The organism is Nocardiopsis sp. iso_40, assembly GCF_056173285.1.
Window position 1 is genome coordinate 5,271,339 of sequence record NZ_CM149666.1, and the last position, 17,911, is coordinate 5,289,249.

Genomic DNA, 17,911 nt, shown 5'->3' on the forward strand with positions numbered 1-17,911 from the left:
GGGACCATTGGGCGACGAAGGTCAGTACTGCTCCGTCTCGACGAAGGAGTCACCCTCGTCGTCCTCGGAGCCGTAGGAGTCGGCCGCAGTGCTGGGGTCGAATCCGGGCGGGGAGTCCTTCAGGGACAGGCCCATGTCGATGAGCTTCTGCTTGACCTCATCGATGGACTTGGCACCGAAGTTGCGGATGTCCAACAGGTCCTGCTCGGAGCGGGCAACCAGCTCACCAACGCTGTGGATGCCCTCCCGCTTGAGGCAGTTGTAGGACCGGACCGTGAGGTTGAGGTCCTCGATCGGCAGCGCCAGGTCCGCCGCGAGAGCGGCGTCCGTGGGCGACGGGCCCATGTCGATGCCCTCGGCGTCGACGTTGAGCTCACGCGCCAGACCGAACAGCTCGACCAGGGTCTTGCCCGCGCTGGCCACGGCGTCACGGGGACGGATGGCCGGCTTGGTCTCGATGTCGACGATCAGGCGGTCGAAGTCGGTGCGCTGCTCGACTCGGGTGGCCTCGACCTTGTAGGTCACACGCAGCACCGGCGAGTAGATGGAGTCGATCGGGATCCGACCGATCTCCTGGCCCTGCTGCTTGTTCTGCGTCGCGGAGACGTAACCGCGGCCGCGCTCGACCGTCAGCTCCATCTCCAGCTTGCCCTTACCGTTCAGCGTGGCGAGGTGCAGGTCGGGGTTGTGCACCTCGACACCCGCCGGCGGAGCGATGTCCGCGGCGGTCACCACGCCGGGGCCCTGCTTGCGCAGGTACATCAGAACCGGCTCGTCGTGCTCGGAGCTGACGACCAGGCCCTTGAGGTTGAGGATCATCTCGGTGACGTCCTCCTTGACACCGGGCACGGTGGTGAACTCGTGCTCGACGCCCTCGATGCGGATGCTGGTCACAGCCGCACCGGGGATGGAGGACAGCAGGGTACGCCGAAGCGAGTTACCGATGGTGTAACCGAAGCCCGGCTCCAGCGGCTCGATGACAAACCTCGAGCGCAGGTCCGAGACGACTTCCTCGGCGAGCGTGGGACGCTGTGCGATCAACATGGTCCGTGTTTTCCCTTCCACATGGCCGTCCGCTATATGACGGCCACCGGGTGGGCACCCCCGGAGCGGTGGTGCCCTCTACTCGGATTCCTACCCTGCCCGCGCGGCCCCCATCCGGGGCCGCGGCGGGCGCACCAACGGGGCGCCCGCGCGGTAGGAGGCGCGGACGCCGGTGCCGATCAGACGCGGCGGCGCTTCGGCGGGCGGCAGCCGTTGTGCGGAACCGGGGTGACGTCCTGGATGGAGCCAACCTCGAGGCCGGTCGCCTGGAGCGAACGGATGGCGGTCTCCCGACCCGAACCCGGACCCTTCACGAAGACGTCGACCTTGCGTACGCCGTGCTCCTGGGCGCGACGGGCAGCGGCCTCGGCGGCCATCTGCGCGGCGTACGGGGTGGACTTACGCGACCCCTTGAAGCCGACCTGTCCCGAACTGGCCCAAGCGATCACCGCACCGGTGGGGTCGGTGATGCTCACAACCGTGTTGTTGAACGTGCTCTTGATGTGAGCGTGCCCGTGGGCAATGTTCTTCTTTTCCTTGCGGCGCACCTTGCGCGCGGCACCCTGACGGCCCTTAGGCGGCATGAGCGAAACTCCCAGAGATCATCGGTCCGTGTGTGTCTTCTCGGACGCGGTTGACAGGTCCGAGTCGGACTACTTCTTGCCGGCCTTCTTCTTGCCGGCCACGGTCTTCTTCTTGCCCTTGCGGGTACGGGCGTTAGTCTGCGTGCGCTGACCACGGACCGGGAGGCCACGACGGTGGCGGATGCCCTGGTAGCTCCCGATCTCCATCTTGCGACGGATGTCGGCCTGGACCTCGCGTCGCAGGTCACCCTCGACCTGGTAGTTGGCGTCGATCCACTCGCGCAGCTTGACCAGGTCCTCTTCGGACATCTGGTAGACGCGGGTGTTCCCGTCGACACCGGTGTTCTTCAGCGTTTCGAGGGCGCGGGTACGGCCAACCCCGAAAACGTAAGTGAGAGCGATCTCCACCCGCTTGTCGCGGGGGAGGTCAACGCCGGCAATACGTGCCATGTGGGCGAGACTCCATCCATGCATGTGCGGAGGTCTGACCCGTTCCATCCTCTCGTCGCCCAATCGACGAGGCCCCGGCCTCCGACCGGGGGTTCTCCCCCGCGCGTCCTCGACGGCGGGAGATCGGAACAGGTTTTCGTTGTTTCACTTGCCCGGCGGGGAGATGCTCCCCTGCCGGGTCCTCGCTGTGCGGAAGCCGCGGCGAGCGGACCGGGGTGACTAACCCTGGCGCTGCTTGTGGCGCGGGTCCGAGCAAATGACCATGATCCGTCCGTTACGACGGATCACGCGGCACTTCGCGCAGATCTTCTTCACGCTCGGCTTGACCTTCATGGTGACTCCGAACTCATCACATCACCAGTCTTGGGCCGTGCGGCCCCTGACGGGCTACTTGTAGCGGTAAACGATGCGCCCGCGCGTGAGGTCGTACGGGCTCAGCTCCACGACGACCCGGTCGTCGGGGAGAATACGGATGTAGTTCATCCGCATCTTGCCGCTGATGTGGGCAAGGACCGTGTGCTTGTTGTCGAGCTCTACCTTGAACATAGCGTTGGGTAGCGACTCGACAACGGAACCCTCGATCTCGATGGCGCCGTCTTTCTTCGCCATGTCCTCCACGCCTCGCTCATCAATTGGTTGATCATGACAACCCGACGCGACCCCAGTGGCCTCGCATGACACGAAGGCTCCGGCGATCGCGGTGAACCGGATCGCCAAAGCCGAAACACACTGGAAGCTCGGGCCAACTGCAAGAGAGCGTACGCCTGTGGAATGACGTGGCACAAAGAAGGCAGACTGACCCAACAGCCCGCGTATGGGCAGTGTCAGTCTATCCCCTTCGGACAAGTACTCCTAACCGGAGGACGCAGCAGCCTACACCGTCCGCGGCTCGGGCCTGACCGGACGGCGACCTCCCCGCTGACCCCGTCGGGGCCTCACCATACAACACGGGTGCGGGGCGTGCCGTTCCCTCAGCTCTCGCCCTGCCCTCGCTGGGCGGCGAGCACACCGAAGGTGACCACCGACATCAGGATCCCCCAGGGGCCGAGCACCCACAGGAACCAGGGGTAGTCGGCACCGGTCGTGAAGTAGAGGATCAGCCAGATGGAGAAGCACAGGACGTTCACGCCCCCGTAGAGGACCCACGGGACCATGAGCGCCGGGTCGCGCATCCGCAGGGGCGGCACCGAGCTGTCGGAGACGGCGACCCGGGCGATGTCGGCCAGGTCCCGTTCGGGGAGGTCGGTGGTGACCCTCGCCAGCTCGTCCACGGTCCTGGCGCGGTAGACCTCGCCGAGGCGTTCGGTGAACTCCTCGTGGTCGAGCCGGCCCTGCGCGAAGTGCTCCTGGAGCAACTGCGCGACACGGTCGCGTTCGGAGTCGGACGAACGCATCGACGGCGCCGGATCGGACACTGCGCACACCTCGCCTCTACAGCCGTGAGTGGTCGCATCCCCGCCCCGCCCGGTCACCGGAGGGGCCGGGAGACGGGCCCGCCGTCACCAGGTCGGTTGGACGAACCCCATACGGGAGATTTTATCGCGGTTCGACTCGCGCGCGGTCAGCACCATCGGGCCGTCCGCGGTGATCGCGACGGTGTGCTCGAAGTGGGCGGCGCGGCCGCCGTCCCGGGTGACGACGGTCCAGCCGTCGTCGAGCTCCACCACATCGTGCCCGCCGAGCGTGGTCATCGGCTCGATCGCCAGGCACATGCCCTCGACCAGCCGCATGCCGCGGCCCTTCTTGCCGTAGTTCAGCACGTGCGGGTCCATGTGCATCTCGGTCCCGATGCCGTGGCCGCCGTACTCGCGTACGTTGCCGTAGTCACCGTTGGCGCGGATGTGGCCGCCGATCGCGTGGCCGATGTCCCCCAGGCGCATACCCGGGCGCATCTGCGCGATCCCCTGCCACATGGACTCCTCGCACACGTCCATCATCGCGAGGTCCTCGGGCCGGCCCTCGCCGACCGCGATGGTGACCGCGGAGTCGCCGTGCCAGCCGTCGAGGATGGCACCGCAGTCGACGGAGATGATGTCACCCTCGGCCAGGGTGCGCTCGGCACTCGGAATGCCGTGCACGACCTCCTCGTTCACCGAGGCGCAGATCGAGCCGGGGAAGCCGTGGTAGCCCTTGAAGGAGGGGACGGCCCCGGCGTCCCGGATGACCTTCTCCGCGACCGCGTCCAGTTCGAGGGTGGACACTCCGGGCCGCACCGCGGCCCGGAGGGTGTCCAGGGCGCGGGCCACGACCTGGCCCGCCGCCCTCATCTTGGCGATCTGCTCCGGCGTCTTGATCTGCACGCCCGGATCCGCCTTTCGAAACATCAGGCCGCCGACCGCTTCTCGGCGATGGCGGCCTTCGCGCGGGCCGTCACCTCCGCCACGGGTCCCGTGGCGGCGATGGTGGCCAGCAGGCCCTCCGCGGCGTAGAACTCCACCAGCGGCGCGGTCTGCTCGCGGTAGACCTTCAGGCGGTGCCTGATGGTCTCCTCACGGTCGTCCTCGCGCTGGTACAGCTCGGCGCCCTCGTTGTCGCACTTGCCCTCGCTGCGCGGGGCGTCGTACTCGACGTGGTACACCCGGCCGCACTCGGGGCAGGAACGGCGCCCCGAGAGGCGCTTGACGACCTCTTCCTCGTCGACCCTCAGCTCCAGGACGACGTCCAGGCCGCTGCCCAGGTCGGAGAGCATCCCCTTGAGGGTCTGCGCCTGGGGGACGTTGCGGGGGAAACCGTCGAGGAGGAAGCCCCCCGCCGCGTCGTCCTGGGCCAGTCGGTCCTTGACCATGGCGTTCGTGACCTCGTCGGGGACGAGGTCGCCACGGTCCATGAACTCCTTGGCCTTCTTGCCGAGTTCCGTACCACCGCTGACGTTGGCCCGGAAGATGTCACCTGTGGACACCTTCGGTACCGACAGCTCTTCCGCGAGGATCTGGGCCTGGGTGCCCTTGCCGGCCCCAGGCGGCCCCACCAATACTGCACGCATTTATCGCAGAAAACCTTCGTAGTTCCTCTGCTGGAGGTGACTCTCGATCTGCTTCACCGTGTCCAGCCCGACACCCACCATGATCAGGATGCTCGTCCCGCCGAAGGGGAAGTTCATGTCGGCGCCGGTGGCACCGAGAGCAACCATGGGCAGGAGAGCGATCACACCCAGGTACAGAGAGCCGGGGGTCGTCAGTCGAGTCAAGACGTAGTCGAGGTACTCAGCGGTCGGACGCCCTGGTCGGATACCCGGGATGAACCCACCGTACTTCTTCATGTTGTCGGCGACCTCAGTGGGGTTGAAGGTAATCGCCACGTAGAAGAACGCGAACCCGATGATCATGACGAAGAAGGTCGCCATGTAGACGGGGTGGGTGCCCGTGAGGAAGTAGGTCTGGAAGAACTGGGCCACCGGGTGGGTGGAGTCCTGGCCGATCAGACCGACGACCAGCTGCGGAAGGTACAGCAGCGAGGAGGCGAAGATCACGGGGATGATGCCCGCCTGGTTGACCTTCAGGGGGATGTAGGTCGAGCTGCCGCCGTACATGCGGCGGCCGACCATCCGCTTCGCGTACTGGACCGGGATGCGGCGCTGGGCCTGCTCCATGAACACCACGGCGGTGATCAGGGCCAGACCGGCGATGCAGATGATGATGAAGATCCAGACCGACCGCTCCTCGTACATCCCCATGATGGAGGCGGGGAACATCGCGATGACCTGGGTGAAGATCAGCAGGGACATACCGTTGCCGACACCGCGCTCGGTGATCAGCTCACCCATCCACATGATGATCGCGGTACCCGCGGTCATCACGAAGACGATCGTCACCATGGTGATGATGTCCTGGTTGGGCATGTACGTCGACGGGGAGATCGAGTTCTGGAAGAGGGCGCCGGTGCGGGCCATGGCCACGATCGAGGTGGCCTGGAGCACGGCGAGCATGAGGGTCAGATAGCGGGTGTATTGGGTGATCTTGCTCTGTCCGGCCTGGCCCTCCTTCTTGAGGGCCTCCAGACGGGGGATCACCACCGTGAGCAGGTTGATGATGATGCTCGCGGTGATGTACGGCATGACCCCGAGCGCGAACACCGCAAGTTGCAGCAGCGCGCCGCCGCTGAACAGGTTCACCAGGGCGTAGACACCGGACTGGTCCTGCGCGGTGATGAACTCCATCTGGTCCCGGATCGCCGCCGAGTCGATGCCCGGAGCGGGAATCACCGAACCCAGCCGGAAGATCGTCAGGATGAACAGTGTGAACAGCAGCTTATTGCGCAGGTCGGGCGTGCGGAATGCACGAACGAACGCACCTAGCACGTCTCCTCCTGCGCGGCTTCGGCGGCGGAACGGGTTCCAGACATCGCGGCCGATCCTGAATCGTCGTAGAACGTCAGCACCGGGCCTGTCGCCCGGTGCTCGGAAGTACTCACATTACGTCAAGCGGGGAGCTCAAACAGATGGCACTGTAACAGTCATCACCCGACGAGGGGGTTCGTGAGGCATAACGATCAACACTCACAACACATAGGGGCGCCCGCCAGCAGGCCCTATTCGGACCTACCGGGCAGGCGCCCCCAGTGCGCATCGTAGGGAAAACCCTACAGCTCGGTGACAGTGCCGCCGGCGGCGGTGATCTTCTCCTTCGCCGAGCCGGAGAACGCGTTCGCGCTCACCTGCACGGCGACGGTGATCTCACCCGTGCCCAGCACCTTGACGGGCTGGTTCTTGCGAACCGCGCCCTTGGCGACCAGGCCCTCGACGGTGACCTCGCCGCCCTCGGGGTAGAGCTCGCTCAGCCGGTCCAGGTTGACGACCTGGTAGGTCGTCTTGAACCGGGCGTTGCTGAAGCCCTTGAGCTTCGGGATCCGGCGGATGAGGGGCATCTGCCCGCCCTCGAAACCGGGCCGAACGGTGTTACGAGCCTTCGTGCCCTTGGTGCCGCGACCAGCCGTCTTGCCCTTGGAAGCCTCGCCGCGACCCTTGCGGATCTTGGCCTTGTTGGCACCCGGGGCGGGACGCAGGTGGTGCAGCTTGAGCAGCTCGTCGGGGTTGTAGTCGCTCATTCTGCGACCTCCTCGACAGTGACGAGGTGCGAGACGATCGTGATCTGCCCGCGAACCTCAGGGCGGTCCTCACGGACGGTGGACTTACCGATCCGGCCCAGGCCCAGCGACTGGAGAGCAGCGTGCTGCTTCACCTTGCCGCCGATCTTGGAACGGGTCTGCGTGATCTTGATCTTGGCCATGATCAGGCTCCTGCCTTCGCCTCAGAGCGAGCGCGCAGCATGGCAGCCGGGGCCACATCCTCGATCGGCAGACCACGGCGGGCCGCGATCTCCTCAGGCTGGTTGAGGCCCTTGAGCGCCGCCACCGTGGCGTGCACGATGTTCAGCGGGTTGGACGAACCGAGCGACTTGCTCAGGATGTCGTGAATGCCGGCGCACTCCAGGACGGCGCGCACGGGACCACCGGCGATAACACCGGTACCCGGGGCGGCCGGACGGAGCAGGACGACGCCGGCGGCTTCCTCGCCCTGGACCCGGTGCGTGATCGTGCCCTGGATGCGGGGGACGCGGAAGAAGTTCTTCTTCGCCTCCTCGACACCCTTGGCGATCGCGGCCGGAACTTCCTTGGCCTTGCCGTAACCGACACCCACCATGCCGTTGCCGTCTCCGACGACGACGAGCGCGGTGAAGGAGAAGCGACGGCCGCCCTTGACGACCTTCGCGACCCGGTTGATGGTCACGACCTTCTCGATGTAGGAGACACCCTTGTCTGCGGCGCCGCCGCGGCGATCGTCACGGCGATCACGCCGCTCGCCACCGGCGCCGCGCCGCGGTGCTGCAGCCATCAGTGGTTCCTCTTCTCGTGGTTGTTCTTCGCCAGTACAGAGGTCATCGAACTAGAACTCCAGACCGCCCTCGCGCGCCGCGTCGGCGAGCTTGGCGATACGACCGGCGTAGCGGTTACCGCCACGGTCGAAAACGACCGCGGTGATACCGGCGTCCTTCGCGCGCTGCGCGACGAGCTCACCGACCTTGACGGACTTGTCGGACTTGGTGCCCTCGGCGCCACGCACGTCGGTCTCAACGCTGGAGGCGGCGACCAGGGTGTGACCCCTCGTGTCGTCGATCACCTGCGCGACGATGTGCTTGGAGGAGCGGAACACAGCCAGGCGGGGACGCTCGGCGGTGCCCACGACCCTCTTGCGCACGCGGAACTGGCGGCGCTTACGAGCGGTGGTGGCCTTCGCGGTGCGCTTGCGGCTCACGGTGATGCCCATGCCTACTTACCAGCCTTTCCGGCCTTGCGGCGGATGTGCTCACCCTTGTACCGCACGCCCTTGGCCTTGTACGGGTCAGGCTTGCGCAGACCGCGGATGTTCGCGGCGACCTGGCCCACCAGCTGCTTGTCGATGCCCTCGACGTGGAGGAGGGTCGGCTTCTCCACGCGGAAGGTGATGCCCTGCGGGGGTTCCACGACGACCGGGTGGCTGTAGCCCAGCGAGAACTCCAGGTTGGAGCCGCGGGCCTGGACGCGGTAACCCACACCGTGGATCTCCAGCGTCTTGGCGTAACCCTTGGAGACACCCTCGACGAGGTTCGCGACCAGTGCGCGGGTCAGCCCGTGCAGCGACCGGTTCTCCGGCTTGTCGTCGGGACGCACCACCGTGACGATGCCGTCCTCGAAGGAGGCGGTGATCGGCTCGGCGATCGTGTGCTTCAGTTCGCCCTTCGGCCCCTTGACAGTGACGTCTTGCCCGTTAATCGTGACTTCGACGCCCTTGGGGACCGAGAGCGGCAGTCGACCGATTCGCGACATGCTTCAGTCTCTCCCTATTACCAGACGTAAGCGAGGACTTCGCCGCCCACGCCACGCTTCTTGGCCTGCTTGTCAGTCATCAGGCCACCGGACGTCGAAATGATCGCCACACCGAGGCCACCCAGCACGCGCGGGAGGTTCTCCTTCTTCGCGTACACCCGCAGACCGGGCTTGGAGACCCGGCGGATGCCCGCGATGGAACGCTCTCGGGTGGGGCCGTACTTCAGGTCCAGGACGAGGTTCTGGCCCACGGGGGCCTCCTCGGTCCGCCATCCCTGAATGAAACCCTCCTGCTGGAGGATCTCGGCGATGTGCGCCTTGATCTTGGAATACGGCATCGTCACGGTGTCGTGGTACGCCGAATTCGCGTTACGCAGACGCGTCAGCATGTCTGCGATCGGGTCGGTCATCGTCATGGCCGGCTGGCCCTTCCTCACCGCGGTTTCCGAGTGCGGGCTTTCCCAGAGCCTGCCTCCCTGAAGGGTTGCCCCCCGGGAGTGCACAAACGGACCTTCGGCGTGGTCGTGGGCACCGCGGTCCCTCTCGGGACTGCCGTGCCCTGATGGTTGGATGTTGCTGGACCGCGCACCGCCCGGTGGCGGCGGCGGACACTGCTATGAGCTACCAAGCAGGTGGTGGCTCGGGGGGCCGACCGCGCTGTGCGCAGGGTCGGCCCCGCCGGGAACTACCAGCTCGACTTGGTGATGCCGGGCAGCTCGCCCCGGTGCGCCATCTCGCGGAAGCAGATACGGCACAGGCCGAACTTCCGGAAGACGGCACGCGGACGGCCGCACCGCGAGCATCGAGTATACGCACGAACGCCGAACTTCGGCTTCCGCTGCGCCTTCGCAATCAGGGACTTCTTAGCCATCTGTGGTAACCCCTCAGGCTTCCTTGAACGGGAAACCGAGCCGCTTGAGCAGGCTGCGGCCTTGTTCGTCGCTGGTCGCCGTCGTGACAACCGTGATGTCCATCCCACGCTGACGGTCGACCTTGTCCGGGTCGATCTCGTGGAACATGACCTGTTCGGTCAGACCGAACGTGTAGTTGCCGTTCCCGTCGAACTGCTTCGGGGAAAGGCCACGGAAGTCCCGAATCCGGGGCAGGGCCAGCGAGAGCATCCGGTCGAGGAACTCCCACATCCGGTCGCCGCGCAGCGTGACGCTGGCGCCGATCGGCTGCCCCTCGCGCAGCTTGAACTGCGCGATGGAGTTCTTGGCCCGGTTGATCTTCGGCTTCTGGCCGGTGATCGCCGACAGGTCGGCGATCGCGCCCTGGATCAGCTTCGCGTCACGAGCCGCCTCGCCCACGCCCATGTTGACCACGATCTTCGTGAGACCGGGGATCTGCATGACGTTGGCGATGTCGAACTCGTCCTTGAGGCCCGCAGCGATCTCGTTGCGGTACTTCTCCTTGAGCCGCGGCATCGGAGGTGCGGTGATGTCGTTGGTAACCGTCATCAGATGTCCTTACCGGTGCGGCGGGAGACCCGAACCTTGGTTCCGTCTTCCTCGAAGCGGTAGCCGACCCGAGCGGCCTTACCGTCCTCCGCGAGCGCAACGTTGCTCACGTGGATGGGGGCCTCCTTGGTGACGACCTCGCCCTGCTGGCCGCCCGCCGGGTTGGCCTTCCTGTGCTTCTTGACCAGGTTGACGCCCTCGACGATGACACGGTCGTCCTTCGGCATGGCCTTGACGACCTTGCCGGTGGCACCCTTGTCCTTGCCGGCGAGAACGATGACCTCGTCGCCAGATTTGATCTTCATCGCTTAGAGCACCTCCGGCGCCAGCGAAATGATGCGCATGTACTTCTTGTCACGCAGCTCACGGCCGACCGGGCCGAAGATGCGGGTGCCTCGCGGGTCCCCACCGTCCTTGATGAGCACGGCAGCGTTCTCATCGAAGCGGATGTAGGAGCCGTCGGGCAGGCGGCGCTCCTTAGCGGTGCGCACGACAACGGCCTTGACGACGTCGCCCTTCTTGACTCCAGCGCCAGGCAGGGCGTCCTTCACCGTGGCGACGATAGTGTCGCCGATCCCGGCGTAGCGCCGACCCGAGCCACCGAGAACACGGATGGTAAGGATCTCCTTGGCACCCGTGTTGTCGGCGACCTTGAGTCGCGACTCCTGCTGAATCACGTCTGCTCCTGATGTGATGCGTGCGGTCCACTGCCGCACGGCTAGGTGGTCTCACCCCTCGCGTCGGCGGCCGACAACGTGTGTCGGCCGCCGACAGGCTGGGGTTACTTAGCCTTCTCCAGGATCTCCACGACGCGCCAACGCTTCGTCGCGGAGAGCGGCCGGGTCTCCATCATGCGGACCCGGTCGCCGACGCCAGCGGAGTTCGCCTCGTCATGCGCCTTGTACTTGGTCGTCCTACGGATGACCTTGCCGTACAGGGCGTGCTTGACGCGGTCCTCAACCTCGACAACGACGGTCTTGTCCATCTTGTCGCTGACGACGTAGCCCTCGCGCACCTTGCGGTAGTTGCGCGTCGCGGTCTGGTTCTCACTCATTCGGCTGCTTCCTTCGTCTCCTCAGCCGACTCACCAGACAGCGGGACGATGCCCAGCTCGTGCTCGCGCAGGACCGTGTAGATCCGCGCGATCTCGCGCTTGACAGTGCGCAGACGGCTGTGGTTGTCGAGCTGACCGGTGGCGGCCTGGAAGCGGAGGTTGAAGAGCTCTTCCTTGGCTTCCTTGAGCTTCGTGACCAGGTCCTCGACGGACTGGTCGCGCAGCTCGTGGGCAGTCACGGACTTTGCCACTACTCCCACACCTCCCGCTTAACAAACTTGCACTTCATCGGGAGCTTGTGCATCGCACGGCGCAGGGCCTCCTTGGCCACGGCCTCGGGCACGCCCGACAGCTCGAACATCACACGCCCGGGCTTGACCGGCGCGACCCACCACTCGGGCGAACCCTTACCGGAACCCATACGGACCTCGGCGGGCTTCTTCGTCAGCGGACGGTCCGGGAAGATGTTGATCCACACCTTGCCGCCACGCTTGATGTGACGCGTCATGGCGATACGAGCGGACTCGATCTGACGGTTCGTCACGTAGGCCGACTCCAGAGCCTGGATGCCGTACTCGCCGAAGTTGATCGACGTGCCACCCTTGGCCTTGCCGCGCAGGTCCGGGTGGTGCTGCTTGCGGTACTTGACCTTACGAGGAATAAGCACGGGTCAGCTCCCCTCGGTCTTCGGGGCCTCGGCCGAAGCACCAGCCTTGGCCTCGGTGTTCGGGCCACCAGCGGCGCCGCCACGGCGACGACGCTGCGGACGCTCACGACGCTGGCCGCCGCCGGCGGTGCGCTGGGCGGCCTGGGCCGCCTCGCGCTCGGCGCGGGTCACAGGGGCGTCGCCCTTGTAGATCCACACCTTGACGCCGATGCGACCGAACGTCGTCCGGGCCTCGAAGAAGCCGTAGTCGATGTCGGCGCGCAGCGTGTGCAGCGGGACCCGGCCCTCGCGGTAGAACTCCGAGCGGGACATCTCAGCCCCGCCCAGGCGGCCACCGCACTGGATCCGGATGCCCTTGGCACCGCTCTTCATCGCGCTCTGCATGGCCTTGCGCATCGCGCGGCGGAAGGCCACGCGGCTGCTCAGCTGCTCAGCGACGCCCTGGGCGACGAGCTGCGCGTCGATCTCGGGGTTCTTCACCTCGAAGACGTTCAGCTGCACCTGCTTGCCGGTGAGCTTCTCCAGGTCCGTACGGATCCGGTCGGCCTCGACGCCGCGGCGGCCGATGACGATGCCCGGCCGGGCGGTGTAGACGTCCACGCGGACACGGTCACGGGTGCGCTCGATCTCGACCTTGGAGATGCCCGCGCGCTCCATGCCACGGGTCAGCATCCGACGGATCGCGACGTCTTCCTTGACGTAGTCCTTGTAAGACTTGTCGGCGTACCAGCGGCTCTTGAAGTCGGTGGTGATGCCGAGGCGGAACCCGTGCGGGTTTACCTTCTGCCCCACTATCGGGTCCTTTCCTTCGTCTTGGACGAGGCGCCCGAGTTCTCAGCGACGACCACGGTGATGTGGCTCGTGCGCTTCGTGACCCGGAAAGCCCGGCCGAAGCCTCGGGGGCGAATGCGCTTCAGGGTCGGACCCTCGTCCACCCACACGCGCTCGACCACCAGGGTCTCGCGGTCCAGCTTGTCGTTGTGCTCAGCGTTGGCGATGGCGCTTGCCAGCACCTTGCCAACAGGCTCGCTAGCCGACTGGGGCGCGAACCGGAGCACCGCCTGTGCCTCGTCAGCGGGCAACCCGCGAATAAGGTCCGCCACCCGGCGAGCCTTCCGGGGCGTAACGCGGACGAACCGCGCCTGTGCCCTCGTTCCCATCGCTTTTCCCTCGCTCACGGAAATTCATTCCCCACTCACCGTGGAGAAAATGGTTCTTACAACTGCTGCAACCGCTAACGGCGGCTACGGCGGTCTTCCTTGACGTGGCTACGGAAAGTACGCGTGGGAGCGAACTCACCGAGCTTGTGGCCGACCATCGACTCCGACACGAACACCGGAACGTGCTTGCGTCCGTCGTGGACGGCGATCGTGTGACCGATCATCTCCGGGACGATCATGGACCGCCGGGACCACGTCTTGATGACGTTCTTGGTCCCCTTCTCGTTCTGGACTTCCACCTTCTTGATGAGGTGGTCGTCGACGAAGGGACCCTTCTTAAGGCTACGTGGCATCAGACGTGCTCCTTACCGCTTCTTCTTACCGCTACGCCGACGCCGCACGATCAGCTTGTCGCTGGCCTTGTTCTTGGTCCGGGTCCGGCCTTCCTTCTTGCCCCAGGGGCTGACCGGGTGACGACCACCGGAGGTCTTGCCCTCACCACCACCGTGCGGGTGGTCGACCGGGTTCATGACCACACCGCGGACGGTCGGGCGCTTGCCCTTCCACCGCGAGCGGCCGGCCTTGCCCCAGTTGATGTTGGACTGCTCGGCGTTGCCGACCTGGCCAACCGTGGCGCGGCAGGAGATCTCGACCATGCGCATCTCACCGGAGGGCATACGCAGCGTGGCGTAGCCGCCCTCCTTGGCGAGGAGCTGGATCTGCGACCCCGCGGAACGGCCCAGCTTGGCACCGCCGCCCGGCTTCAGCTCGACCGCGTGCACGAACGTACCCGTGGGGATGTTGCGCAGCGGGAGGCAGTTGCCCGGCTTGATGTCGGACTGGGGGCCGTTCTCGACCTTGTCACCCTGCTTGAGGCCGGCGGGCGCCAGAATGTAGCGCTTCTCACCGTCCACGTAGTGCAGCAGGGCAATGCGAGCAGTGCGGTTGGGGTCGTACTCGATGTGAGCGACCTTGGCCGGCACGCCGTCCTTGTCGTGACGACGGAAGTCGATCACGCGGTAGGCGCGCTTGTGGCCGCCACCCTGGTGACGAGCGGTGATCCGGCCGTGGCCGTTACGACCGCCCTTGGAGTGAAGCGGACGAACCAGGGACTTCTCCGGCTCCGAGCGCGTGATTTCGACGAAGTCGCTCACGCTGGAGCCGCGACGACCCGGCGTCGTCGGCTTGTACTTACGAATGCCCATCTTCTTCGCGCATTCCTTTACGTATTGCTTGGTGTGTAGCGGTCAGACCCTGAGAAGGTCAGACACCGAAGATGTCGATCCGCTGGCCGTCGGCCACGCTGACGATCGCGCGCTTGGTGTCGGGACGCTTCCCGAAACCGAAACGGGTCCGCTTGCGCTTACCCTTCCGGTTGATCGTGTTCACGCTCGTGACCTTCACCTCGAAGATCTTCTCGATCGCGATCTTGATCTGGGTCTTGTTGGCGTCGGGGCGAACGATGAACGTGTACTTGTTATCGTCCATGAGCCCGTAGCTCTTCTCGGAGATCACCGGCTCGACGATGATGTCCCGGTGGTCGGCGATCCTCACTGGTCGTCCTCCTCGGACTCAGCGGCCTTCGAGGTACCGGCCGCGTGGGCCAGGAACTCGGCGTAGCCCGCCTCGGTGAAGACCACGTCGTCCGCGTACAGGACGTCGTAGGTGTTCACCTGGTCCGCGTCGAGGATGTGCACCTCTTCGAGGTTGCGCAGGGCGCGCCGGTTGTGCTCGTCCTCGCGGGCCAGGACGACGAGAACCTTGTCGGACTCGGTGACCTGGCGCAGCGCCTTCAGAGCGTTCTGCGTGAGCTTGGCGTCCGCGTCCTCGGCCACGAACTGGCTGACGACGTGGATACGGCCGTGGTTGGCCCGGTCGGAGAGGGCACCGCGCAGGGCGGCGGCCTTCATCTTCTTCGGGGTCCGCTGGCTGTAGTCACGCGGCTGGGGACCGTGAACGGTGCCACCACCGGTGTACTGCGGGGCGCGGATCGAGCCCTGACGGGCGCGACCGGTTCCCTTCTGGCGGTAGGGCTTCTTGCCACCGCCGCGGACGTCGCCGCGGGTCTTGGTGGCGTGGGTGCCCTGCCGACCGGCAGCCAGCTGGCCGTTCACGACCTGGTGGATCAGCGGAATGCTGACCTGCTGGGCGAAGACGGACTCGGGAAGCTCCACGCTGCCCTTGGAACCGCCTTCAGGGTTCTTGACCTCGATCTGGGCCATGGCTTACTTGTCCCCCTTCACAGCGGTGCGGACGAGCACCAGACCGCCGTTGGGACCGGGCACAGCACCCTTGACCAGGATGAGGCCCTTCTCCGCGTCCACGGAGTGAACGGTCAGGTTCTGGATGGTCTTGCGCACGTTGCCCATGCGCCCGGCCATCCGCATGCCCTTGAAAACGCGGCCGGGAGTGGCGCAGCCGCCGATGGAACCGGGCGAGCGGTGCTTGCGCTGGGTGCCGTGCGTGGCGGAGAGACCACGGAAACCGTGGCGCTTCATCACACCGGCGAAGCCCTTGCCCTTGCTCTTGCCCGTGATGTCGACCTTCTGGCCGATCTCGAACGAGGCGGCGTCGACCTCCTGGCCGAGCTGGTACTCGGAGGCGTCGGTGGTGCGCACCTCGACGTAGTGACGGCGCGGGGTCAGGTCGTTCGCGCGAAGGTAGTCGCCGAGAGGCTTGTTGACCTTGCGCGGGTTGATCTGCCCGTAGCCGAGCTGGATGGCGGAGTAGCCATCGGTGTCCGGAGTCCGGATGCGGCTCACGACGCACGGACCGGCCTTCAGGACGGTTACCGGCACCATCTTGCCGGCGTCGTCGAAGACCTGGGTCATGCCGAGCTTTTCGCCCAGAACTCCCTTGATCTGCTTGGTGGCCATGTCTGTGCGTCCTTAAAGCTTGATCTCGATGTCAACGCCAGCCGGCAGGTCGAGACGCATAAGCGAGTCGACCGTCTTCGGTGTGGGGTCGATGATGTCGATCAGCCGCTTGTGGGTGCGCATCTCGAAGTGCTCGCGCGAGTCCTTGTACTTGTGCGGCGATCGGATGACGCAGTAAACGTTCTTCTCCGTCGGCAGCGGCACCGGGCCCGCGACCTGTGCGCCAGTTCGCGTCACAGTCTCAACGATCTTGCGCGCCGAGCTGTCGATGACCTCGTGGTCATAGGCCTTTAGCCGAATGCGGATCTTTTGTCCCGCCATGTGGCCTGTTCGTCCTTCGCTTCAGTGTCCGTAACGGTGAGCTGTCCCGGTCACAGACGCCCAGGCCCGTCGGCGAATCCGCCGGCGTGTTCGGCCGTGAGCCCCTATTCCCTTGAGAAACCGCAACAGGGCTTGCCCCTGCGGTGCGTCACCGTCACAGAGCCCGATGACGTCTTGTCAGTGTGGTGGGTGGGCCGCGGTGAGGCGGCCCACCCACCACGTCGGGGCGGCTCCTCAGGGGGCCACCCCAACGTGTGTGCTACTTGATGATCTTCGTGACGCGACCCGCGCCCACGGTCCGGCCACCCTCGCGGATGGCGAACTTCAGGCCCTCTTCCATCGCGACCGGCTGGATCAGCACGACGGACATCTCGGTGTTGTCACCGGGCATGACCATCTCGGTGCCCTCCGGCAGCGTCACGACGCCGGTGACGTCGGTGGTGCGGAAGTAGAACTGCGGGCGGTAGTTGTTGAAGAACGGCGTGTGGCGGCCACCCTCGTCCTTGGACAGGATGACGACCTGGCCCTCGAACTCGGTGTGCGGGGTGGTCGTGCCGGGCTTGATCACGACCTGGCCGCGCTCGACGTCCTCGCGCTTGATGCCGCGCAGGAGCAGACCGACGTTGTCGCCGGCCTGGCCCTGGTCGAGCAGCTTGCGGAACATCTCAACACCGGTGACGGTGGTGGTCTGCTTGTCTTCCTTGATACCGACGATGTCAACGGTCTCGTTGACGTTGACGATACCGCGCTCGATACGACCGGTGACGACGGTGCCGCGACCGGTGATCGAGAAGACGTCCTCGATCGGCATCAGGAAGGGCTTGTCGGTGTCACGCTCGGGCTCCGGAATGAAGCTGTCGACCGTGCCCATGAGCTCCAGGACGGCCTTGCCCCACTCGGCGTCGCCCTCGAGCGCCTTCAGAGCCGAGACCTTGGTGACGGGAACGTCGTCGCCGGGGAACTCGTACTCGCTGAGCAGCTCACGGACCTCGAGCTCGACGAGCTCGAAGATCTCCTCGTCGTCCACCATGTCGGCCTTGTTCAGGGCGACGACGATGGCGGGGACGCCGACCTGGCGGGCCAGGAGCACGTGCTCCTTGGTCTGCGGCATCGGGCCGTCGGTGGCGGCCACGACCAGGATCGCGCCGTCCATCTGCGCGGCACCCGTGATCATGTTCTTCACGTAGTCCGCGTGGCCGGGGCAGTCGACGTGAGCGTAGTGACGCTCGGTCGTCTGGTACTCGACGTGAGCGACGGAGATGGTGATACCGCGCTCGCGCTCCTCGGGAGCGTTGTCGATGTCCTCGAACGGGGTGAACGGGTTCAGGTCCGGGTACGCGTCGTGCAGCACCTTGGTGATGGCTGCGGTCAGCGTGGTCTTGCCGTGGTCAATGTGACCGATGGTGCCGATGTTGACGTGCGGCTTAGTCCGCTCGAACTTTTCCTTCGCCACTGGAAGTCTCCTAGACGTACAGAACTATCTGACTGTGGTCC

Annotated in this window: 31 protein-coding genes; all 31 read right to left on the reverse strand. The window is 65.7% G+C overall.

The window, feature by feature from the left end:
- Positions 1-21: 21 nt before the first annotated feature.
- The 31 genes from AC0VYD_RS22800 to tuf all read right to left on the reverse strand — a co-directional run bounded on the left by AC0VYD_RS22800 (position 22) and on the right by tuf (position 17,870).
- On the reverse strand, positions 22-1,044 hold the full coding sequence (locus AC0VYD_RS22800; protein WP_191266579.1) for a DNA-directed RNA polymerase subunit alpha: 1,023 nt from the start codon (positions 1,042-1,044) through the stop codon (positions 22-24).
- Between the two features lie 179 nt (positions 1,045-1,223).
- Positions 1,224-1,628 carry a 30S ribosomal protein S11 gene (rpsK, locus tag AC0VYD_RS22805; RefSeq protein ID WP_191266590.1) on the reverse strand — a complete coding sequence of 135 codons (405 nt, stop codon included), beginning with the start codon at positions 1,626-1,628 and terminating at the stop codon, positions 1,224-1,226.
- Positions 1,629-1,697: 69 nt separating this feature from the next.
- Complete coding sequence (rpsM, locus tag AC0VYD_RS22810) at positions 1,698-2,078, reverse strand: 30S ribosomal protein S13 (protein WP_191266592.1); 381 nt, start codon at positions 2,076-2,078, stop codon at positions 1,698-1,700.
- A 219-nt stretch (positions 2,079-2,297) separates the two neighbouring features.
- Positions 2,298-2,411: a 50S ribosomal protein L36 gene (rpmJ, locus tag AC0VYD_RS22815; protein WP_013156136.1), complete on the reverse strand. Its 114-nt coding sequence runs from the start codon at positions 2,409-2,411 to the stop codon at positions 2,298-2,300.
- A gap of 54 nt (positions 2,412-2,465) precedes the next feature.
- Complete coding sequence (gene infA / locus AC0VYD_RS22820) at positions 2,466-2,687, reverse strand: translation initiation factor IF-1 (RefSeq protein WP_017578623.1); 222 nt, start codon at positions 2,685-2,687, stop codon at positions 2,466-2,468.
- Between the two features lie 362 nt (positions 2,688-3,049).
- Entirely contained in the window at positions 3,050-3,493 is a 444-nt protein-coding gene (locus AC0VYD_RS22825) for a DUF1707 domain-containing protein (RefSeq protein ID WP_475477429.1), read from the reverse strand.
- Between the two features lie 84 nt (positions 3,494-3,577).
- Positions 3,578-4,402: a type I methionyl aminopeptidase gene (gene map, locus AC0VYD_RS22830; RefSeq protein WP_452542726.1), complete on the reverse strand. Its 825-nt coding sequence runs from the start codon at positions 4,400-4,402 to the stop codon at positions 3,578-3,580.
- The gene (locus tag AC0VYD_RS22835; protein WP_475477430.1) at positions 4,402-5,061 is read right to left on the reverse strand and encodes an adenylate kinase; all 660 of its coding nucleotides are present in this window, start codon (positions 5,059-5,061) and stop codon (positions 4,402-4,404) included. The genes map and AC0VYD_RS22835 overlap by 1 nt, the downstream gene beginning before the upstream one ends.
- Positions 5,062-6,375, reverse strand: a complete 1,314-nt coding sequence (secY, locus tag AC0VYD_RS22840; RefSeq protein ID WP_191266611.1) for a preprotein translocase subunit SecY — start codon at positions 6,373-6,375, stop codon at positions 5,062-5,064.
- 281 nt (positions 6,376-6,656) lie between these two features.
- Entirely contained in the window at positions 6,657-7,121 is a 465-nt protein-coding gene (rplO, locus tag AC0VYD_RS22845) for a 50S ribosomal protein L15 (protein WP_191266613.1), read from the reverse strand.
- A complete protein-coding gene (rpmD, locus tag AC0VYD_RS22850; RefSeq protein WP_017542991.1) occupies positions 7,118-7,303 on the reverse strand; it encodes a 50S ribosomal protein L30 in 186 nt (61 codons plus the stop codon). Before rpmD ends, rplO begins: the two co-directional genes overlap by 4 nt.
- 2 nt (positions 7,304-7,305) lie before the next feature.
- The gene (gene rpsE / locus AC0VYD_RS22855) at positions 7,306-7,908 is read right to left on the reverse strand and encodes a 30S ribosomal protein S5 (RefSeq protein WP_191266623.1); all 603 of its coding nucleotides are present in this window, start codon (positions 7,906-7,908) and stop codon (positions 7,306-7,308) included.
- 51 nt (positions 7,909-7,959) lie between these two features.
- Positions 7,960-8,340, reverse strand: a complete 381-nt coding sequence (gene rplR / locus AC0VYD_RS22860; protein WP_191266627.1) for a 50S ribosomal protein L18 — start codon at positions 8,338-8,340, stop codon at positions 7,960-7,962.
- Between the two features lie 2 nt (positions 8,341-8,342).
- Positions 8,343-8,879 (reverse strand): 50S ribosomal protein L6, encoded by a 537-nt coding sequence (rplF, locus tag AC0VYD_RS22865; RefSeq protein ID WP_191266629.1) that lies wholly within the window; start codon positions 8,877-8,879, stop codon positions 8,343-8,345.
- A 17-nt stretch (positions 8,880-8,896) separates the two neighbouring features.
- Positions 8,897-9,295 carry a 30S ribosomal protein S8 gene (rpsH, locus tag AC0VYD_RS22870; protein ID WP_191266632.1) on the reverse strand — a complete coding sequence of 133 codons (399 nt, stop codon included), beginning with the start codon at positions 9,293-9,295 and terminating at the stop codon, positions 8,897-8,899.
- 269 nt (positions 9,296-9,564) lie between these two features.
- On the reverse strand, positions 9,565-9,750 hold the full coding sequence (locus tag AC0VYD_RS22875) for a type Z 30S ribosomal protein S14 (RefSeq protein WP_017573364.1): 186 nt from the start codon (positions 9,748-9,750) through the stop codon (positions 9,565-9,567).
- Between the two features lie 13 nt (positions 9,751-9,763).
- Positions 9,764-10,339 carry a 50S ribosomal protein L5 gene (gene rplE / locus AC0VYD_RS22880; RefSeq protein ID WP_191266634.1) on the reverse strand — a complete coding sequence of 192 codons (576 nt, stop codon included), beginning with the start codon at positions 10,337-10,339 and terminating at the stop codon, positions 9,764-9,766.
- Entirely contained in the window at positions 10,339-10,644 is a 306-nt protein-coding gene (rplX, locus tag AC0VYD_RS22885) for a 50S ribosomal protein L24 (protein WP_191266637.1), read from the reverse strand. Before rplX ends, rplE begins: the two co-directional genes overlap by 1 nt.
- 3 nt (positions 10,645-10,647) lie before the next feature.
- A complete protein-coding gene (gene rplN, locus AC0VYD_RS22890) occupies positions 10,648-11,016 on the reverse strand; it encodes a 50S ribosomal protein L14 (RefSeq protein WP_475477431.1) in 369 nt (122 codons plus the stop codon).
- Between the two features lie 104 nt (positions 11,017-11,120).
- Complete coding sequence (gene rpsQ, locus AC0VYD_RS22895; protein ID WP_017542998.1) at positions 11,121-11,393, reverse strand: 30S ribosomal protein S17; 273 nt, start codon at positions 11,391-11,393, stop codon at positions 11,121-11,123.
- Entirely contained in the window at positions 11,390-11,644 is a 255-nt protein-coding gene (gene rpmC / locus AC0VYD_RS22900) for a 50S ribosomal protein L29 (protein ID WP_017542999.1), read from the reverse strand. Before rpmC ends, rpsQ begins: the two co-directional genes overlap by 4 nt.
- A complete protein-coding gene (rplP, locus tag AC0VYD_RS22905) occupies positions 11,644-12,060 on the reverse strand; it encodes a 50S ribosomal protein L16 (protein WP_191266649.1) in 417 nt (138 codons plus the stop codon). The genes rpmC and rplP overlap by 1 nt, the downstream gene beginning before the upstream one ends.
- Positions 12,061-12,063: 3 nt before the next feature.
- Complete coding sequence (rpsC, locus tag AC0VYD_RS22910) at positions 12,064-12,852, reverse strand: 30S ribosomal protein S3 (protein WP_191266653.1); 789 nt, start codon at positions 12,850-12,852, stop codon at positions 12,064-12,066.
- Positions 12,852-13,220 carry a 50S ribosomal protein L22 gene (rplV, locus tag AC0VYD_RS22915; protein WP_191268019.1) on the reverse strand — a complete coding sequence of 123 codons (369 nt, stop codon included), beginning with the start codon at positions 13,218-13,220 and terminating at the stop codon, positions 12,852-12,854. The genes rpsC and rplV overlap by 1 nt, the downstream gene beginning before the upstream one ends.
- 74 nt (positions 13,221-13,294) lie before the next feature.
- Positions 13,295-13,573 (reverse strand): 30S ribosomal protein S19, encoded by a 279-nt coding sequence (rpsS, locus tag AC0VYD_RS22920; RefSeq protein ID WP_053616300.1) that lies wholly within the window; start codon positions 13,571-13,573, stop codon positions 13,295-13,297.
- Positions 13,574-13,585: 12 nt separating this feature from the next.
- A complete protein-coding gene (gene rplB, locus AC0VYD_RS22925) occupies positions 13,586-14,425 on the reverse strand; it encodes a 50S ribosomal protein L2 (RefSeq protein WP_473038028.1) in 840 nt (279 codons plus the stop codon).
- A gap of 58 nt (positions 14,426-14,483) precedes the next feature.
- Positions 14,484-14,774: a 50S ribosomal protein L23 gene (gene rplW, locus AC0VYD_RS22930; protein WP_475477432.1), complete on the reverse strand. Its 291-nt coding sequence runs from the start codon at positions 14,772-14,774 to the stop codon at positions 14,484-14,486.
- A complete protein-coding gene (rplD, locus tag AC0VYD_RS22935; protein ID WP_191266658.1) occupies positions 14,771-15,442 on the reverse strand; it encodes a 50S ribosomal protein L4 in 672 nt (223 codons plus the stop codon). Before rplD ends, rplW begins: the two co-directional genes overlap by 4 nt.
- 3 nt (positions 15,443-15,445) lie before the next feature.
- Positions 15,446-16,096 carry a 50S ribosomal protein L3 gene (rplC, locus tag AC0VYD_RS22940; RefSeq protein ID WP_191266660.1) on the reverse strand — a complete coding sequence of 217 codons (651 nt, stop codon included), beginning with the start codon at positions 16,094-16,096 and terminating at the stop codon, positions 15,446-15,448.
- A gap of 12 nt (positions 16,097-16,108) precedes the next feature.
- Positions 16,109-16,417 carry a 30S ribosomal protein S10 gene (gene rpsJ, locus AC0VYD_RS22945; RefSeq protein ID WP_013156110.1) on the reverse strand — a complete coding sequence of 103 codons (309 nt, stop codon included), beginning with the start codon at positions 16,415-16,417 and terminating at the stop codon, positions 16,109-16,111.
- A 259-nt stretch (positions 16,418-16,676) separates the two neighbouring features.
- Entirely contained in the window at positions 16,677-17,870 is a 1,194-nt protein-coding gene (gene tuf, locus AC0VYD_RS22950) for an elongation factor Tu (RefSeq protein WP_475477433.1), read from the reverse strand.
- Positions 17,871-17,911: the final 41 nt, after the last annotated feature.

What these genes read in the sequence shown, in the direction of transcription:
- AC0VYD_RS22875 (WP_017573364.1), bottom strand. Translation starts at nt 9,750, where the DNA reads ATGGCTAAGAAGTCCCTGATTGCGAAGGCGCAGCGGAAGCCGAAGTTC.
- rplC (WP_191266660.1), bottom strand. Translation starts at nt 16,096, where the DNA reads ATGGCCACCAAGCAGATCAAGGGAGTTCTGGGCGAAAAGCTCGGCATG.
- rplE (WP_191266634.1), bottom strand. Translation starts at nt 10,339, where the DNA reads ATGACGGTTACCAACGACATCACCGCACCTCCGATGCCGCGGCTCAAG.
- rplD (WP_191266658.1), bottom strand. Translation starts at nt 15,442, where the DNA reads ATGGCCCAGATCGAGGTCAAGAACCCTGAAGGCGGTTCCAAGGGCAGC.
- rpsK (WP_191266590.1), bottom strand. Translation starts at nt 1,628, where the DNA reads ATGCCGCCTAAGGGCCGTCAGGGTGCCGCGCGCAAGGTGCGCCGCAAG.
- rplX (WP_191266637.1), bottom strand. Translation starts at nt 10,644, where the DNA reads ATGAAGATCAAATCTGGCGACGAGGTCATCGTTCTCGCCGGCAAGGAC.
- rplV (WP_191268019.1), bottom strand. Translation starts at nt 13,220, where the DNA reads ATGGGAACGAGGGCACAGGCGCGGTTCGTCCGCGTTACGCCCCGGAAG.
- rpsM (WP_191266592.1), bottom strand. Translation starts at nt 2,078, where the DNA reads ATGGCACGTATTGCCGGCGTTGACCTCCCCCGCGACAAGCGGGTGGAG.
- infA (WP_017578623.1), bottom strand. Translation starts at nt 2,687, where the DNA reads ATGGCGAAGAAAGACGGCGCCATCGAGATCGAGGGTTCCGTTGTCGAG.
- AC0VYD_RS22800 (WP_191266579.1), bottom strand. Translation starts at nt 1,044, where the DNA reads ATGTTGATCGCACAGCGTCCCACGCTCGCCGAGGAAGTCGTCTCGGAC.
- rpmJ (WP_013156136.1), bottom strand. Translation starts at nt 2,411, where the DNA reads ATGAAGGTCAAGCCGAGCGTGAAGAAGATCTGCGCGAAGTGCCGCGTG.
- rplR (WP_191266627.1), bottom strand. Translation starts at nt 8,340, where the DNA reads ATGGGCATCACCGTGAGCCGCAAGCGCACCGCGAAGGCCACCACCGCT.
- rpsH (WP_191266632.1), bottom strand. Translation starts at nt 9,295, where the DNA reads ATGACGATGACCGACCCGATCGCAGACATGCTGACGCGTCTGCGTAAC.
- rpsJ (WP_013156110.1), bottom strand. Translation starts at nt 16,417, where the DNA reads ATGGCGGGACAAAAGATCCGCATTCGGCTAAAGGCCTATGACCACGAG.
- map (WP_452542726.1), bottom strand. Translation starts at nt 4,402, where the DNA reads ATGTTTCGAAAGGCGGATCCGGGCGTGCAGATCAAGACGCCGGAGCAG.
- rpsS (WP_053616300.1), bottom strand. Translation starts at nt 13,573, where the DNA reads ATGCCACGTAGCCTTAAGAAGGGTCCCTTCGTCGACGACCACCTCATC.
- rpsE (WP_191266623.1), bottom strand. Translation starts at nt 7,908, where the DNA reads ATGGCTGCAGCACCGCGGCGCGGCGCCGGTGGCGAGCGGCGTGATCGC.
- rplB (WP_473038028.1), bottom strand. Translation starts at nt 14,425, where the DNA reads ATGGGCATTCGTAAGTACAAGCCGACGACGCCGGGTCGTCGCGGCTCC.
- AC0VYD_RS22835 (WP_475477430.1), bottom strand. Translation starts at nt 5,061, where the DNA reads ATGCGTGCAGTATTGGTGGGGCCGCCTGGGGCCGGCAAGGGCACCCAG.
- rpsQ (WP_017542998.1), bottom strand. Translation starts at nt 11,393, where the DNA reads ATGAGTGAGAACCAGACCGCGACGCGCAACTACCGCAAGGTGCGCGAG.
- rplF (WP_191266629.1), bottom strand. Translation starts at nt 8,879, where the DNA reads ATGTCGCGAATCGGTCGACTGCCGCTCTCGGTCCCCAAGGGCGTCGAA.
- rplO (WP_191266613.1), bottom strand. Translation starts at nt 7,121, where the DNA reads ATGAGCGACTACAACCCCGACGAGCTGCTCAAGCTGCACCACCTGCGT.
- rpmD (WP_017542991.1), bottom strand. Translation starts at nt 7,303, where the DNA reads ATGGCCAAGATCAAGATCACGCAGACCCGTTCCAAGATCGGCGGCAAG.